9 protein-coding genes and 4 pseudogenes are annotated in these 17271 nt (G+C 59.4%); 10 read left to right on the top strand and 3 right to left on the bottom strand.

The window, feature by feature from the left end; translation table 11 throughout:
* The first annotated feature begins 88 nt into the window (after positions 1 to 88).
* A pseudogene (gene gndA / locus P6U16_RS20605) lies at positions 89 to 1519 on the top strand (NADP-dependent phosphogluconate dehydrogenase).
* Between the two features lie 207 nt (positions 1520 to 1726).
* On the opposite strand, the gene P6U16_RS20610 reads toward gndA, so the two are convergent.
* Positions 1727 to 2764: a LacI family transcriptional regulator gene (locus P6U16_RS20610; protein ID WP_277702016.1), complete on the bottom strand. Its 1038-nt coding sequence runs from the start codon at positions 2762 to 2764 to the stop codon at positions 1727 to 1729.
* Positions 2765 to 3270: 506 nt separating this feature from the next.
* Between P6U16_RS20610 and P6U16_RS20615 the strand changes: the two genes are divergently transcribed.
* From P6U16_RS20615 to P6U16_RS20655, 9 genes and pseudogenes are all read left to right on the top strand, one after another.
* On the top strand, positions 3271 to 4506 hold the full coding sequence (locus P6U16_RS20615; protein ID WP_277702017.1) for an ABC transporter substrate-binding protein: 1236 nt from the start codon (positions 3271 to 3273) through the stop codon (positions 4504 to 4506).
* Between the two features lie 201 nt (positions 4507 to 4707).
* Positions 4708 to 5610, top strand: coding sequence for a sugar ABC transporter permease (locus P6U16_RS20620; protein WP_277702018.1), 903 nt, complete (start codon positions 4708 to 4710; stop codon positions 5608 to 5610).
* Positions 5611 to 5704: 94 nt separating this feature from the next.
* Positions 5705 to 6533, top strand: a pseudogene (locus P6U16_RS20625) (carbohydrate ABC transporter permease).
* A 4-nt stretch (positions 6534 to 6537) separates the two neighbouring features.
* Positions 6538 to 7629, top strand: a complete 1092-nt coding sequence (locus P6U16_RS20630; protein ID WP_277702019.1) for an ABC transporter ATP-binding protein — start codon at positions 6538 to 6540, stop codon at positions 7627 to 7629.
* Positions 7630 to 7719: 90 nt separating this feature from the next.
* Positions 7720 to 10188 carry a glycoside hydrolase family 2 protein gene (locus P6U16_RS20635; RefSeq protein ID WP_277702020.1) on the top strand — a complete coding sequence of 823 codons (2469 nt, stop codon included), beginning with the start codon at positions 7720 to 7722 and terminating at the stop codon, positions 10186 to 10188.
* Between the two features lie 46 nt (positions 10189 to 10234).
* Entirely contained in the window at positions 10235 to 10996 is a 762-nt protein-coding gene (locus tag P6U16_RS20640) for a sugar phosphate isomerase/epimerase (protein WP_277702021.1), read from the top strand.
* Between the two features lie 31 nt (positions 10997 to 11027).
* Positions 11028 to 12161 (top strand): Gfo/Idh/MocA family oxidoreductase, encoded by a 1134-nt coding sequence (locus tag P6U16_RS20645; protein WP_277702022.1) that lies wholly within the window; start codon positions 11028 to 11030, stop codon positions 12159 to 12161.
* A 141-nt stretch (positions 12162 to 12302) separates the two neighbouring features.
* Positions 12303 to 13334 carry an L-glyceraldehyde 3-phosphate reductase gene (mgrA, locus tag P6U16_RS20650; RefSeq protein WP_277702023.1) on the top strand — a complete coding sequence of 344 codons (1032 nt, stop codon included), beginning with the start codon at positions 12303 to 12305 and terminating at the stop codon, positions 13332 to 13334.
* Positions 13335 to 13518: 184 nt separating this feature from the next.
* Positions 13519 to 14625, top strand: a complete 1107-nt coding sequence (locus P6U16_RS20655) for a TRAP transporter substrate-binding protein (protein WP_277702024.1) — start codon at positions 13519 to 13521, stop codon at positions 14623 to 14625.
* 111 nt (positions 14626 to 14736) lie between these two features.
* Here the strand turns inward: P6U16_RS20655 and P6U16_RS20660 are convergent.
* Positions 14737 to 16526: pseudogene (locus P6U16_RS20660) on the bottom strand (TRAP transporter large permease subunit).
* 34 nt (positions 16527 to 16560) lie between these two features.
* Positions 16561 to 17100: pseudogene (locus P6U16_RS20665) on the bottom strand (TRAP transporter small permease subunit); the annotation flags it as partial.
* Positions 17101 to 17271 lie beyond the last annotated feature (171 nt).

A 17271-nucleotide genomic window follows, 5' to 3' on the forward strand; every position in this document is an offset into this window, starting at 1 on the left:
AATCTGCTGCATTTATCGAACAATCGCTTGTCGTTAATCGATTTGAATGCCAAAACTCGCTCAACCAAAGTCTAACGGAGGCACACACGTGGCACAGGCGGAAATCGGGCTGATCGGGCTCGGCGTTATGGGATCGAATCTGGCGCTAAACATTGCCGAAAAGGGCAACAAGATCGCGGTTTTCAACCGCACGGTCGATGCGACCCGCAAATTTTACGCCGATGCCGGCAGCCTCCAGAGCCAGATCGTTCCGTGTGAAACGATCGAGGAATTCGTAGCTGCCATCCGGCCGCCGCGCCCGATCATCATCATGATCAAGGCCGGTGATCCGGTCGATCAGCAGATGGAATTGCTGAAGCCTTATCTCGAAAACAACGACATCATGATCGATGCGGGCAATGCGAATTTCCGCGACACAATGCGCCGTTTTGAAAATCTCAAGGACAGCGGTCTGACCTTCATCGGCATGGGCGTCTCCGGCGGCGAAGAGGGGCGCGCCACGGCCCGTCGATCATGGTCGGCGGCAAGGAAGAATCCTGGAAGCGCGTCGAGAAAGTGCTGACCTCGATCGCCGCCAAATATGACGGCGTGCAGTGCGTTGATTGGCTTGGCGAAAACGGCGCCGGGCATTTCGTTAAGACGATCCACAACGGTATCGAATATGCCGACATGCAGATGATCGCCGAAATCTATGGCATCCTGCGCGATGGCCTCAAGATGAGCGCCACCGAGATCGGAGACGTCTTCGGTACCTGGAACAAAGGCCGGCTGAATTCCTATCTGATCGAAATTTCCGAGATTGTTCTGAAAGCCGCCGACCCGATCACGGGCAAGCCGATCGTCGATCTCATCCTTGATAAGGCCGGCCAGAAGGGTACTGGCAAATGGTCTGTCATCGAGGCGCAGAACATGGGCGTCCCCGCAACCGGCATCGAAGCCGCCGTTGCTGCGCGTAGCATCTCCTCAATGAAGGACGAACGTGTCGCGGCTGAAAAAGTGCTCGGCCTGCCGCCGGTCGGCGAATTCAAGGTGGCCGACAGGGAGGCATTCCTGAAAGACCTTGAAAGCGCGCTGCTGGCCTCCAAGATCGGCGCCTATGCGCAGGGCTTTGCTGTCCTGTCAGCCGCATCGAAGGAGTTCGGCTGGAACCTGCCGATGCCGACGATTGCCAAGATCTGGCGTGCCGGCTGCATCATCCGCTCGCAGTTCCTGGACGAGATTACCACGGCCTTCACCAAGGACCCGCATGTCGCCAATCTGATCGTGACACCGGCTTTTGCTACGATGGTCAAGGACAGCGATGGCGCGCTGCGGCGTGTCGTCTCGGCTGCCGTGCTCGGTGGTCTGCCGGTTCCGGCCCTGGCATCGGCGCTCGGTTATTTCGACAGCTACCGCCGCGGCCGAGGCACGGCCAACGTCATCCAGGCCCAGCGCGATTTCTTCGGCGCCCATGGTTTTGATCGTATTGACGGCGCCGATCTCGCATCACGGCCCCTGGGGCAGCGGTCTCAACGCCTGATATGGTTTCCGGTTGATCAGACCGGAAACCATATTCCGTCCATTGAAAATCTGGTCTTCCGGCCAGAGATTTTCGATGGTTCTTGTTTCCGGTTCGCGAAGCGATCAGCCGGAAACTGTATGAAATGGCGTTGATCGAACAAACAACAACGGCCGCTGATCGCTTCAGCGGCCGTTGTTGTTTGTACCCAGTTCTCGAATTGCGACGTCAGTTCTGTGGAATGGGAAAACTCAATGTCTGCAACTCTCCAATCGAGCGCCCTTCGATCCGGGCAATCACGGCTTTTGCCAGTTCGCGGCCGGCAAGCCGGAAATCTTCGCGCAAGGTGATAACCTCCGGCCGCAGCCAGTTGAGGAAATCATTGGACTGCTTTGAAACCATATCGACGTCGCGCGCGAGTTTCCGACCGGCGGCCTCGATACCGGCGACCAGAGCCACGGCGCCGCCGCCGCTACCGGAGATGACACCGTCAGGCGCATCCGGCCCGCGCATGACCGCCTCGCAGGCCTCGCGGATGTCGGCAAGGCTGTTGTCTAGATCGACATTGTTGAACGGCACGGCAATCGCACCAAAATCCCTCAAGCCCCGCTCGAAGCCGGCGCGCATGTGCAGGTGATAAGTGAGATATGGCGGCGGATGCAGCAGCATGATCCTGCGCCGGCCGCGTTCGACCAGCCGCCGGACGGCATCGTAGCCGAAACGCTCATTGTCGAAGTCATGATAGGGGTGTGTCAGCCCCATCTCGGTCCGGCCATGGGTTCCGAACGGAAAGTTCCGCTCCATCATCAATGCCACGCGGGGATCCTTGGGTTCCGTACGGGAAATGATGACGCCGTCAGCGGCGCCGGTATCCAGAACGTAGCGGACCGGGTCGAGCGGGTCGCTGCGGGCGCTGTAGGGTGTGATGACCAGATGATACTGAGTCGAGGCCAAAATTTCGGATATACCGACCACCATCGGGCTGGTGAGGCCGATGATTTCCTCCTCGAGGCTGAGGATCAGGCTGATGACGTTGGTCTTTCCGGTCCGAAGGCGAACGCCGGCGCGATTGGGATGATATCCCACCTGTGCCGCCACCAACCTGACGCGTTCCTTGGTTTCCGCGCCGATATCGGGTGCGTTCTTTAGGGCTCGCGACACGGTGGTGATGCCGAGCCCCGTCATGAAGGCGATCGTCTTCAGCGTCGGGCGACTGTCGGTGGATGGCGCTGCCACCACTGTCCTTGTTTTTGCCGTCTCAGTCATGCCCCACTGCTTTCCTTGTGACGTCTCCCGCTCTGTCCGCGGCGTCTCAATAGGCTTTTTCCGGCCCTATTCACTCTGCCTGCACCGCATCAGTCGCCATCCATCGGTGTTATATACATTTTGTGACGTTGAGGCATCTCGACTGCGACAAATTGGAATTTTCAAAATCTGTAACGATACAGTAACAAAGTCGAGCGCTTTTTTGCGACAACGGATCCCATCTCTCCACACGGTTGAATCAGGCATGAATGCCGTTGTTTTTTGCGTTTGCGAAATCGAGTTCGGTATCTCGTAAAAGAAAAATGTGAAATGAATACTTGATATCAGTATGTTAAGCGCGAATATTTCGCATTGCGACATTCGTCTGCGAGTGCCTCAAATTTCATCGCTGTGTGCGCCTTTTAGGCGAGTAAAATTTTTGTGGGAATTTTCCGTTGTGGTGGTTGCGTCTGATAAATGTTTGAAATAGGTTTTTACGGCAACGTTACAGTGAGGGAGGAAAACTCATGAAATTGCGGATTTTGGCTGCGGTACTCGCAGCAGGCGTATCCTTTTCGTTCGGTCCGGCCAATGCAGCTGAATTGGAAGTCACCCATTGGTGGACATCGGGTGGCGAAGCTGCCGCCGTCGCGGAACTGGCAAAGGCTTTTGACGCTACTGGTAATAAATGGATAGACGGCGCGATTGCCGGTTCCGGCGGCACGGCACGGCCGATCATGGTCAGCCGCATCACGGGCGGCGATCCGATGGCAGCAACCCAGTTCAACCATGGCCGTCAGGCCGAGGAACTGGTGCAGTCCGGCCTGATGCGCGACCTGACGGATATCGCGACCAAGGAAGGCTGGAAGGATATCATCAAGCCGTCGAGCCTGCTCGACAGCTGCACGATTGACGGCAAAATCTATTGCGCGCCTGTGAACATCCACTCTTGGCAGTGGCTGTGGCTTTCCAACGCCGCGTTCAAGACAGCCGGCGTCGAAGTACCGAAGAACTGGGATGAATTCGTTGCTGCCGCACCGGCGCTCGAGAAGGCCGGTATCGTTCCGCTCGCCGTCGGTGGTCAGCCGTGGCAGTCGGCCGGTGCGTTCGACGTGCTGATGGTCGCGATTGCCGGCAAGGATGTCTTCAACAAGGTGTTTGGCGACAAGGATGAGGACGTTGCCGCAGGGCCGGAGATCGCCAAGGTCTTCAAGGCTGCCGACGATGCCCGCAAGATGGCCAAGGGCAGCAATGTCCAGGATTGGAACCAGGCGACCAATCTGGTCATCACCGGCAAGGCCGGCGGCCAGATCATGGGCGACTGGGCGCAGGGTGAATTCCAGCTGGCTGGCCAGAAGGCCGGTACCGACTACACCTGCCTGCCGGGTCTTGGCGTCAACGAGATCATCTCTACCGGTGGTGACGCATTTTACTTCCCGCTGTTGAAGGACGAAGAGAAGTCTAAGGCACAGGAAGTGCTTGCCTCGACGCTGATCAGTCCGACGACACAGGTCGCCTTCAATCTCAAGAAGGGCTCGCTGCCGGTTCGCGGCGACGTCGATCTTGCCGCCGCCAATGACTGCATGAAGAAGGGTCTCGAAATCCTCGCAAAGGGCAATGTGATCCAGGGCACCGACCAGCTTCTGTCTGCCGACAGCCAGAAGCAGAAGGAAGACCTCTTCTCCGAGTTCTTCGCCAATGCTTCGATGACGCCGGAAGATGCGCAGAAGCGCTTCGCCGACATCATCGGCTCCGCCGACTGATCCAGTGTGAATGTCTGCCGCAGGCCGGTTCCGTGTTCGGAGCCGGCCTGTCCGGCCCGCCTATGATGGGCGGGCGGGTGCGGCACATGTTCGGCGCGTTGCCTCCTGATGGAGGCGCGCCTGGAAAGCAAAAGCCTGCTGATCGGGGTCCGTTCGCAGCGCTTTTTCAGAACAGATCGAGTTTCGGGGGAGGAACCGCCAATGACGGGCCAAGCGAATGCCGGCCGGCCAAACCAATTGCTGCGCAATCTCAATTCAAAGATTGCCTCAATTCCGATGATACTCACTGCCGTCGTCATCTTTTTGGGCGGCACGTTGTGGACGGTGTTCTACTCGTTCACCAATTCCAAGCTCCTGCCGCGGCTGAGCTTTGTCGGTTTCGACCAGTACGAGCGCCTCTGGGCGGCACCGCGCTGGGTCATCTCCATTCAGAATCTCGCCGTCTACGGCATCTTCTCGCTGATCTTCAGCCTTTTGATCGGCTTCGTGCTGGCTGCCCTGATGGATCAGAAGATCAGGTTCGAAAACACCTTCCGAACGATCTTTCTCTATCCCTTCGCCCTGTCCTTCATCGTCACCGGCCTCGTCTGGCAGTGGATTCTCAATCCCGAGTTCGGCGTGCAATCCGTGGTGCGTTCGCTCGGATGGACCAGTTTTGCCTTCGATCCGCTCTATAATCCGAGCATCGTCATCTACGGCATCCTGATCGCCGCCCTGTGGCAGGGCACCGGTCTGGTGATGTGCCTGATGCTGGCCGGCCTGCGCGGTATCGACGAAGACATCTGGAAAGCCGCCCGCGTCGATGGCATCCCGATGTGGAGGACCTATGTCCAGATCATCATTCCGATGATGCGTCCGGTCTTCATCACCACGCTCGTCATCATCGCCAGCGGCATTGTCCGCGTCTACGATCTCGTCGTCGCCCAGACCAGCGGCGGACCCGGCATCGCGTCTGAAGTCCCTGCAAAATATGTCTACGATTACATGTTCCAGGCACAGAACCTCGGTCAGGGCTTTGCTGCCTCGACCATGATGCTGATCACCGTCGCCATCATCATTGTGCCCTGGGCCTACCTGGAATTCGGAGGACGCAAGCGTGGCTGATACATCCGCTCTCAACCCCATCTCTGCTGGGCCAAGACTGGCCGCCGGTCCGAAGGGCAAGAAGCCCCGCCCGGTCCTCGCACCGCGCAACATCATGCTCTATGGCGCGCTGATCTTCGCCGCGATCTATTATCTACTGCCGCTCTACGTCATGGTCGTGACGTCGCTTAAGGGCATGCCGGAAATCCGGCTTGGCAACATCTTTTCGCCTCCGGTCGAAATCACCTTCGAGCCCTGGGTCAAGGCTTGGTCGACCGCCTGCACGGGCCTCAATTGCGATGGTCTTTCGCGCGGGTTCTGGAATTCCGTGCGCATCACCATTCCCTCGACAGTCGTCTCCATCGCGATCGCTTCGATCAACGGCTACGCGCTTGCCAACTGGCGTTTCAAGGGTGCGGACCTGTTCTTCACCATCCTGATCGTCGGCGCCTTCATTCCCTACCAGGTGATGATCTATCCGATCGTTATCGTGCTCAGGGAAATGGGACTTTACGGATCGCTCACCGGCCTGATCCTCGTGCATACGATTTTCGGCATGCCGATCCTGACGCTCCTGTTCCGCAATTATTTCGCATCCCTGCCGGAAGAACTGTTCAAGGCGGCGCAGAATCGATGGGGCAGGGTTCTGGATGATCTATTTCAAGATCATGCTGCCCATGGCTTTGCCCATCTTCGTCGTCGCGATGATCCTGCAGATTACCGGCATCTGGAACGACTTCCTGTTCGGCGTGGTCTTCACGCGGCCCGAATACTACCCGATGACCGTGCAGCTCAACAACATCGTCAATTCCGTCCAGGGCGTGAAGGAATACAACGTCAACATGGCCGCCACCATCCTGACGGGCGCCGTGCCGCTGTTCGTTTATTTCGTCTCCGGCCGGCTTTTCGTCCGCGGCATCGCCGCCGGCGCAGTGAAAGGGTAAATACATGACCAGCAACAGCGTATCGGTCAGGGATCTGTCATTGAGCTTCGGCGCGGTCACCGTGCTCGACAACCTGAATATCGACGTCGCCGATGGCGAATTCCTCGTGCTTCTCGGCTCGTCCGGTTGCGGCAAGTCGACGCTTCTCAACTGCATCGCCGGCCTGCTCGACGTCACCGAAGGCCAGATCTTCATCAAGGAGAAAAACGTCACCTGGGAAGAGCCCAAGGACCGCGGCATCGGCATGGTGTTCCAATCCTACGCGCTCTACCCGCAGATGACCGTCGAGGGGAACCTGTCCTTCGGCCTCAAGGTCGCCAAGCTGCCGCAGGCCGAGATCGACAAGCGGGTGGCGCGGGCTGCCGAAATCCTGCAGATCCAGCCGCTCCTGAAACGCAAGCCATCGGAACTCTCCGGTGGCCAGCGCCAGCGGGTCGCGATCGGCCGTGCCCTGGTCCGTGACGTGGATGTCTTCCTGTTCGACGAACCGCTCTCCAACCTCGATGCCAAGCTGCGCTCCGAGCTCCGCGTCGAGATCAAGCGTCTGCACCAGTCGCTGAAGAACACGATGATCTACGTCACCCACGACCAGATCGAGGCGCTGACGCTCGCCGACCGTATCGCGGTCATGAAGGGCGGGGTCATCCAGCAGCTCGCCGATCCGATGACGATCTACAACACGCCGGAAAACCTCTTCGTCGCCGGCTTTATCGGTTCGCCGTCGATGAATTTCTTCCGCGGCGAGATCGTCGAGCGGAATGGCCGCAAGGTCGTGTCGGTCAATGGTGTCGACCTGTCGATCGACAGCTACAAGGCCCGCGGCCCGATCGAGACCGGCCGCAAGGTCGTGCTCGGTGTCCGTCCGGAACATGTGAAAGTCGATGAGGCGCCTGCCGGCACCGATATTCACGATGCCGTGGTGGATATCGAGGAGCCGATGGGCGCGGACAATCTGCTCTGGCTGAAACTTGCCGGCCAGACCATGTCGGTGCGCATCGCCGGCGCCCGGCGTTATGCGCCGGGCACGGCAGTCCGGCTGTCCTTCGATATGAGCCTCGCCTCGATCTTCGATGAAAAGACGGAGAACAGGCTTTAACAGAATGATATGTGGACCGAACCGGCCCTCTTCCGCCGCCGTGGGAGAGGGGACACGGCCGCGTCCGAATGCTCACCTGGATAACTTCGCATGACCCAAATGATCTCGAGCAACGATATTGATCTCTCCGGAGACTGGCTGCTAGCGTCCGGCGATAACAGTCATGCCCTGACGATTGCCGTTCCGGGTGATGTACATAGCGCGCTCCAAATTGCCGGCGTGATTGCCGATCCCTATGCGGGACGCAACGAAGACGACGTGCAGTGGGTGGCGCAGAAGGATTGGGTGCTCGAGCGGACGTTTGAGATGGAGGCTGCCGATCTCGGCGGGCACTGGTATCTCGACATCGAAAGCCTTGATACCGTCGCCTCCGTCTTCGTCAACGACCAGCTTGTGCTGGAGGCAAGCAATTGTTTCCTGCGCCATCGGCCGGATGTCGGCTTTGCCTTGCGCGAGGGCGAAAACGGCCTGCGCATTGTTCTGCATTCCTCGATTGCCGCTGGTGCGGAGCGTCAGGCAAAGCAGCCCTTCTATATTCCCTATTCGACCGGCAATTCGCCGATCCCCAATGGCAACATGCTGCGCAAGCCGCAGTGCCATTTCGGCTGGGACTGGAACATCGCCATTGCGCCGCTTGGCATTTATGGAACGATCGCGCTGAAAAAGATCGACGGTGCCCGGATCGAGCACGTCACCACGCGCCAGGTTTTCCAGCAAAGCGGGGCCGTCGATCTCCAGGTCACGGTGGCCCTGTTTGCCAGCGAGCCCGGCATCGCCGCCGTGCATTTCGCGCTCGACGGGCAGCGCGAACGGCTCGATTGCGCTGTCAATGCCGGCGACACGCAGGTCACCCATGTGTTCACGGTCGAAAATCCTGTTCTCTGGTGGCCGGCGGGCAGTGGCGAGCAGGCCTTGTCGGTGCTGACGGTCGAAGTCTCAGGTCAAAGCGTGTCGCGCCAGATCGGCTTCCGCACCGTGGAACTGCTGACTGATCCGGACGAAGCCGGCAGCCGGTTCGCGTTCCGCATCAATGGCCGCGAAATCTTCTGCCGTGGCGCCAACTGGATCCCCGCCGATGCCCTGATGTCGCGCGTGACGCCTGATGGCGTCGAGGATCTGCTTCAGTCCGCCGTTGACGCCAATATGAACATGATCCGAATCTGGGGCGGCGGCTTCTACGAGCCGGACTGGTTCTACGACCTCTGCGACCGCCTCGGGCTGATGGTCTGGCAGGATTTCATGTTTGCCTGCAATCTATACCCGTCAACACCGGATTTCCTCGAAAGCGTCGCGGCGGAAGTCGAATATCAGGTCAAGCGCCTGTCCTCGCATCCCTCCATTGCGATCTGGTGCGGCGACAACGAGCTGGTCGGCGCGCTGACCTGGTTTGAAGAAAGCCGCAAGGACCGCGACCGCTACCTCGTCTCCTATGATCGTCTCAACCGCACCATCGAAACGGCGATGAAGAAGGCGGCAGCGCCGGAGGCGATATGGTGGCCGTCGAGCCCAGCCGTCGGTCCGCTCAATTTTGGCGATGCCTGGCACGCCGATGGTGCCGGCGACATGCACTATTGGTCCGTCTGGCACGAGAACAAGTCGTTCGACAATTACCGCAGCGCGCGTCCGCGCTTCTGCTCGGAATTTGGTTTCCAGTCCTACACGTCGATGCCGATCGTCCGGCAGTTCGCCGAGCAAAAGGACTTGAACGTCGCCTCGCCTGTCATGGAGGCGCACCAGAAGAATGCCGGCGGCAACGAGCGCATCGCGGCCACCATGTTCCGCTATTTCCGCTTCCCGAAGGATTTTGCGAGCTTCGTCTATCTGAGCCAGATCCAGCAGGGACTTGCGATCCGCACCGCCGTCGATTTCTGGCGGTCGCTGAAGCCGCATTGTATGGGCACGCTCTACTGGCAGCTCAACGACACCTGGCCGGTCGCTTCCTGGGCAAGTCTCGATTACGGCGGCAACTGGAAGGCCATGCACTACATGGTGCGACGCTTCTTCCAGCCGGTCAATATTGCCGCCATTCCCTCGGATAACGGCAGCGAGATCGCCTTTTCCATGGTCAACGACACGGCCGATCCGGTGACGATCACGCTCCAGACGTTCCTGGTGTCGCTTGATGGCGAAAAACAGCCCTTTGTAGCGGCTGCCGGGACCTGTTCGCCGGATCGCGCCGATACGCTGGTGCGGTTGCCGGTTTCGGATATTCCGAAGGACATGGTGTTGTTCTGGTCGTTTGAGGCTTCAAACGGCATGACAGGCGCGGGGCATCAGGTGCCCGGCACCTACAAGGCGCTCGATCTGGCGCCATCCGGGCTTTCGCTCGAGACATCCGCAAACACCGACGGAAGCATCGACGTCACCGTGTGGGCCAGTGGTCTTGCGCTGCACGTGATGGTCGAGGCGGATGTCGAGGGGCGCTATTCCGACAATGCGTTCGATCTGACCGCCGGCGAAAGCCGCACCATCCGTTTCACACCAAAGACGGGACAGGCAGCCGGCAGCGTGCCGCGCTTTACCGCCTTCGACCTACAATCCTGCCAGGGCAATGGCTGAGGCCATCCATTCATACTGGCCAATCGCGTTAACGAGGAGTGTTCCCATGAAGACCGTCAGTTTCCAACTTTACAGTGCCCGCAATTTCCCGCCGCTGTCCGATGTGCTGAAGACCGTCGCGGCAGCCGGCTACAAGCAGGTCGAGGGTTACGGCGCGCTCTATGCCGCGCTTGATGATGCCGCCATCGAAGCCCTCAAGCAGGACCTCGACGCAAATGGCCTGACCATGCCGTCCGCTCATTTTGGTCTCGACATGCTGGAAGCGGACCCGGTCCGCGTGCTGCAGATCGCCAATACGCTCGGCATCCGCGCCATTTATTGCCCCTATCTGCTGCCTGATCAGCGCCCAACGGATGCGGCCGACTGGAGAGCATTTGGTGAGCGCCTGCAGGCGGCGGGCAAGCCCTTCCGCGACGCCGGGCTCGATTTCGGCTGGCACAATCATGACTTCGAGTTCTTCGCCCTCTCCGATGGCTCCGTGCCGCAGGATCACATCTTCGCCGGCGGTCCCGACCTGTCCTGGGAGGCGGATATCGCCTGGGTCGTCCGCGGAGGCGCCGATCCCTTCGCCTGGATCGAGAAATACGGCAGCCGTATCACGTCGGTGCACGTCAAGGACATCGCAGCCACCGGCGAGAACACTGACCAGGACGGTTGGGCCGATGTCGGCCATGGCACAGTCGACTGGGCGAAACTGTTTACGGCGCTCGCCGCGACACCGGTCAAATATTACGTCGTCGAGCACGATAACCCCAAGGATTTCAAGGCAACGGCCGAGCGTTCGATCGCCTCGATCCAGTCCTACTAAGAGCCCGTTCTACATATAGAAAGACAAGACCATGACACAGGAACTCGGCGTCGGCATCATTGGATGCGGCAACATTTCCACCACTTATTTCAAGCTGTCTCCGCTGTTCAAGGGCATCAAGGTGCTTGCCTGCGCGGACATCAACCCGGCCGCCGCTGAAATCCGCGCGTCCGAATATGGCGTCAAGGCGCAGACCATCGAGGAACTGCTCGCCAATCCGGAGATCGACATCGTCGTCAACCTGACGATCCCGGACGCGCATTTCCCGGTCTCCAAAATGATCCTGGAAGCCGGCAAACACGTCTATTCGGAAAAGCCGCTGGTTCTTTCGCTGGAGCAGGGCGAGCAGCTGCGCGGTATTGCCGTCGCCAACAATCTCAAGGTCGGCTGCGCTCCGGATACCTTCCTTGGCGGGGCCCACCAGTTGGCGCGTGACTATGTCGATCAAGGCAAGATCGGCCGCGTCACGTCCGGTACCTGCCATGTGATGAGTGCAGGCATGGAGATGTGGCATCCCAATCCGGATTTCTTCTTCCTGCCCGGCGGCGGCCCGATCCTCGACCTCGGTCCCTACTATATCGCCAACCTCATCAACCTGATCGGTCCGGTGAAGCGCGTTGCGGCGCTGACCTCGATGGCCAATCACACCCGAACCATCACCAGTGAGCCACGCAAGGGCGAGGTGATTCCTGTCGAGACGCCGACCAACATCCACGCGCTGCTCGAATTCCAGAATGGTGCGACGATCACCTTGTCGGCCAGCTGGGATGTCTGGTCGCATCGCCATGCCAACATGGAGCTTTACGGCACCGAAGGCTCGCTCTTCGTGCCGGATCCGAATTTCTTCGGCGGGACGGTTCTGGCGAGCGGCCGCGACAAGGATATCCAGCCTCTGGATACCTGGGCGCATCCGTTTTCGGTCAACAACCAGGAACACCCGCAGGGGCCAATGGCGAACTACCGCACCGCCGGCCTTGCCGACATGGCGATTGCCATCCTCGAAGGCCGCGATGCGCGCTGCTCGCTGGAGCGTGCACTGCACGGCGTCGATGTCATGGTGTCAATCCTGAAATCGGGCGAAACCGGCCAGTTCATCGAGCTCACCACCACCTGCACGCAGCCGGCCGCCCTTGGTATCGAGGAAGCCAACGCGCTGCTGCGATAGGCGAAATTTGGGGGTGTGAGGGACTCTATCTTTGCACCGTCATCACATAATATACCGATTTATCAACATCATTCCCGGAGCGTCGCTGCTTCGGGAATTCCGTTTTCAAGCACATTTTCAAGCACAGGGCAGGATAAAACGATGAGCTGGCAACCGGCGGATAATCGCTACGAAACGATGAAATACAATCGCTGCGGCAAAACCGGGCTGAAATTGCCGGCGATTTCGCTCGGTCTCTGGCACAATTTCGGCGATGATACGGCGCATGACCGCAAGGTGGATATGTGCCGCACGGCGTTCGATCTTGGCATCACCCATTTCGACCTCGCCAACAATTACGGCCCGCCCGCGGGCAGCGCTGAAACGGCATTCGGCGAAATCCTGCGCACGGATTTTGCGCGCCTGCGCGACGAACTGATCATCTCGTCGAAGGCCGGCTATGATATGTGGCCGGGTCCCTATGGCGAATGGGGCAGCCGCAAATATTTGATCGCCAGCTGCGACCAGAGCCTGAAGCGCATGGGCCTCGATTATGTTGATATCTTCTATTCGCACCGTTTCGATCCGGACACGCCTCTCGAAGAAACCTGCGGCGCGCTCGATCATATCGTGCGCTCGGGCAGGGCGCTTTATGTCGGCATCTCGTCCTATAATTCGCAGCGTACCCGCGAGGCGGCGGCCATCCTCAAGGATCTCGGCACGCCCTGCATCATCCATCAGCCGAGCTATTCCATGCTTAACCGCTGGGTCGAGGATGACGGCCTCATCGATACGCTGGAAGACCTCGGCATCGGTTCGATCGTCTTTTCGCCCTTAGCGCAGGGCATGCTGACGACGAAATATCTGAACGGCATTCCGACCGACAGCCGGGCCGCGCAGAATCACTTCCTCAAGAAGGATTTCATCAAGCCATCGATCATCGAAAACATCGTCAAGCTCAACGGTATCGCCGAAAAGCGCGGCCAGACCTTGGCGCAGATGGCAATTGCCTGGGTGCTGCGTGGTGGGCGGATCACCTCGGCCCTGATCGGCGCCAGCCGTTCGACGCAGATCGTCGATTGCGTCAATGCGCTGAAGAACGACAGTTTCACGGACGAGGAACTGGCCGAGATCAATCTCTACGCCAAGGAAGCCGACATCAATCTCTGGACCTCGTCGGCTGAACTCGAATAGACGCAGGCTGTTGATTTGCCTATGTTTTAGGCGTTTGTCGAGTTTTTTGTGATCTTAGACAAAAGTAGAGGGCAGGGTGAAAAAGCCCTGCTGGACATGAGTGGGGCAGCGTGTAAGCTGCCCCGGCGGAGGAGAAGGCTAAGGGTTTCCTGGCCTGCCGTTGTTGGATTCAAGAGGAGGAACTATGGATCGCCGTTCATTCATTACGCGCGCAGGTCTTGGCGGCGTCGGAGCCGTTGCTGCCACCACGCTGGCCGCGCCTGCAATCGCGCAGACAACGCCAAAGATCAACTGGCGCCTGACGTCGTCATTCCCCAAGTCGCTCGATACCATCTATGGCGGCGCGGAAGTCATCTCGAAATATGTCTCCGAAGCAACGGACGGCAATTTCAAGATCCAGGTTTTCGCCGCCGGTGAAATCGTCCCGGGCCTTCAGGCCGCTGATGCGGCTGCCGCCGGCACCGTCGAAGCCTGCCACACCGTCTCCTACTACTACTGGGGCAAGGATCCGGTCTGGGCGCTGGGTGCTGCCGTTCCCTTCGCGCTCAACGCGCGTGGCATGAACGCCTGGCAGTATCATGGCGGCGGCATCGACATGTTCAACGAATTCCTGGGCGCCCAGGGCCTCATCGGCTTCCCCGGCGGCAACACCGGCGTGCAGATGGGCGGCTGGTTCCGCAAGGAGATCAAGACGGTCGCCGATCTTCAGGGCCTGAAAATGCGCATCGGCGGCTTTGCCGGCAAGGTCATGGAGAAGCTCGGTGTCGTGCCGCAGCAGATTGCCGGCGGCGACATCTATCCGTCGCTCGAAAAAGGCACGATCGACGCTGCCGAATGGGTCGGACCCTATGACGACGAGAAGCTTGGCTTCTACAAGGTCGCGCCGTATTACTACTATCCCGGCTGGTGGGAAGGTGGCCCGACGGTTCACGCGATTTTCAACAAGGCAGCCTTCGAAGGTCTGCCGCCGGCCTATCAGTCTCTGCTGCGTACCGCCTGCCAGGCGGCCGATGCCAACATGCTGCAGAAGTATGACTACCTGAACCCCTCGGCGATCAAGCGCCTGGTGGCCGGCGGCGCCAAGCTCAGCCCGTTCAGCCAGGAAATCCTCTCTGCCTGCTTCGACGCATCGAACGAGGTCTATGCCGAGATGGAAGCATCCAACCCGACCTTCAAGAAGATCTGGGGTTCGATCAAGGCCTTCCGCGGCGAGTATTTCCTCAACGCGCAGATCGCCGAATACAACTACGATACCTTCATGATGATCCAGCAGCGCAACGGCAAGATTTAACCGCCTCTCGCTCCTGTCGTTAAACGAAAGCCCCGGAACAGCGATGTTCCGGGGCTTTTCTTTAGCATTGGTTCCGAAGTGAAAAGCTGCCGGTTTCCCGGCCGCGTCGCGTCAATTAAACGAAGGCGGTGTGTTCAGATCATTGGCCGGCTTGGTTTCCGGCTGCTGGTTTGCGCCGTCCGCAGGCTTGGCGTCGAGCGGATTTCCCGCCGGAAGCTGGAGCCCGCCCGGAAGGCCAAGGCCGCCGCCATTGTCGGGCAGGCCAAGGCCGGGCGTGCCGTTGCCGGAACCGAAGCCCGGAACCTCGATCTTGATCGTTGCCGGATCGATGCCGGTGCCTTCGCCCTTGTAGTGCATGACCATCTGCGGGAACATGATGGTCAGCGCCACCATGATGATCTGGATGCCGACGAACGGCACCGCCCCCAATAGATCTGCCCTGTGGTGACCGGCTGCATGGTCTTGCCCGTCACCTTGTCGAGATAGGGCACCTTGGCGGCAACGGAGCGCAGGTAGAAGAGCGCAAAGCCGAAGGGCGGGTGCATGAAGCTCGTCTGCATGTTGATGCCGAGCAGGACGCCGAACCAGATCAGGTCGATGCCGAGTGCGCTCGCAGCCGGAGCCAAAAGCGGCACGATGATGAAGGCGAGCTCGAAGAAATCCAGGAAGAAGGCCAGGAAGAAGACGAGCAGGTTGACCGCGATCAGGAAGCCGACTTCGCCACCGGGCATGGAGGTGAGCAGATGCTCGACCCAGACATGGCCGTTGACCCCGTAGAAGGTCAGTGAGAAGACGCGCGCGCCGATGAGGATGAACAACACGAAGGACGACAGCCGCGTGGTGGAAGCCAGCGCCTGCTTGATGACGTCCATGCTGAGCCGTCCCTTAGCCGCCGCCATGATCAGTGCGCCGACCGCACCCATGGCCCCGCCTTCGGTGGGCGTGGCGATGCCGAGGAAGATCGTGCCGAGAACGAGGAAGATCAGCGCCAGCGGCGGAATGAGGACGATAATCACCTGCTGGGCCAGCCGTGACATCATGTTGGTCTTCGTCGTGCGATCGATGAGCGCCACGATATAGATGAAGGCGATGCCGACGGTGGCCCCGAGGATGTCGGCATTGTCGCCATGAGCAGGCGAAAAATAGACATGGGCGGCATAGGCGATGCCTGCCGCAACCAGCAGCGCAACGATCAGGGAGGTGACACCGTGTCCGAGCGTGCGGGCCTCGAGAGGCAAGGCCGGCATGGAATCGCGCCGGATGAAGCTCATCAGCAGGATATAGCCCATGTAGAGGCCAGTCAGGATGAGGCCCGGGATCAGCGCGCCGGCATACATGTCGCCAACAGAACGGCCGAGCTGGTCGGCGAGAACGATCAGCACCAGCGACGGCGGAATGATCTGGGCGAGCGTGCCGGAGGCGGCGATGACGCCCGATGCGACGCGGCGGTCATAACCGTAGCGCAGCATGATCGGCAACGAGATCAGGCCCATGGCGATGACCGAGGCAGCCACAACACCGGTTGTTGCGGCCAGCAGGGCGCCGACGAAGATGACGGCATAGGCAAGGCCACCACGGATCGGACCGAACAACTGCCCGATCGTGTCGAGCAGGTCTTCCGCCATGCCGGAGCGTTCCAGCACGATGCCCATGAAGGTGAAGAACGGGATGGCGAGCAGCGTGTCGTTCGACATCACACCCCAGAACCGTTCGGGAAGGGCATTCAGCAGAGGCCAGGAGAGATTGATCGAGTCGGAATAGGGGGCGAGTTCAACGCCGATGATGAAAAACACTAAGCCATTCGCCGCCAGCGCAAAGGCGACGGGGTAGCCGAGAAGCAGGAAAACGATGAGAGAGACGAACATGATCGGCGCCATGTTCTGGGCGATAAACTCGATCATACGCGCTTCTCCTCGACGGTCGTATCCATGTCGAGGGGGCATGGGTCGGCACATAGGGTGTCGGATCCTCCATGTCGCCGCGCATGATGGCGATCTTCTTGATGATTTCCGATACGCCCTGCAGCGCGAGAAGTAGGAAGCCGGCGAGCAGAATACCCTTGGCCGGCCAGATGATCAGCCCGCCGGCGCTCGAGGAAACCTCGCCGTTATTATAGGACATCAGCACATAGGGAATGAGATAATAGATCATCAGTGCCACGAAGGGCATCAGGAACAGGCAATGGCCGAGCAGGTCGATCCAGTGCTGCACCCGGCGCGAAAAGGCACCATAGACGACGTCGATGCGGATATGCTCGTTCTGCCGCAACGTATAGGCGGCGGCCAGCATAAAGGCGCCGCCGAACAGGTACCATTGCGCTTCGAGCCAGGCATTCGACGACATGTTGAATGTCTTGCGGATGATGGCATTTCCGGCGCTGACCAGAACGGCGATCAGGATGAGCCAGGAAACGGACTTGCCGATGGCTTCGGTGATGGTGTCGATCAGTCGGCTTATGCCGAGTAACGGTGTCATTCGGTTCCTCCCCGCATTGGCTGGTTCTTCGTGTTTTTTGCCAAGCACGATCACACTGCCGATTTCAAGGGGTGATTCAAGTCTGGATCATGATTTTCCCGGTTGGTCTGCAAGCGTCATGCGAAAGTCGCATATTGGCTTTGCGAATATGCTCAACTCTTGGGCAGAAAC

Origin of the sequence: Rhizobium sp. 32-5/1 (genome assembly GCF_029537235.1) — a bacterium.
GTDB lineage: Bacteria > Pseudomonadota > Alphaproteobacteria > Rhizobiales > Rhizobiaceae > Pararhizobium.